Consider the following 263-nt stretch of genomic DNA (forward strand, 5'->3'; position numbering starts at 1 on the left):
AAGAATTTATTATTTCCGTATCCGCCGTCATTTAGCATAACTTGAGCTAATTTGGCTAAATCTTCTGCATTTGAGAATAATCCTGCATGCCCTGAAACTCCGTCCATTGAGTAATAAGCCTTTTCATCATGTACTTCTCCTTGAAGTGTATAATCACGAATATTTTCAAAACTTATAGCTCCATCTCTTGTGTTTCCGTTTAGCTCTGTTGCTGCTATGTTATCTTTATCGAAGCCCTTTTGTAACGGATTATAAACTATATT

1 pseudogene is annotated in these 263 nt (G+C 35.4%); it reads right to left on the bottom strand.

The features are described from left to right. Positions 1 to 263 (bottom strand): annotated as a pseudogene (locus A500_RS20930) (penicillin binding protein PBP4B); the annotation flags it as partial.

Source organism: Clostridium sartagoforme AAU1 (genome assembly GCF_000401215.1).
GTDB lineage: Bacteria > Bacillota > Clostridia > Clostridiales > Clostridiaceae > Clostridium > Clostridium sartagoforme.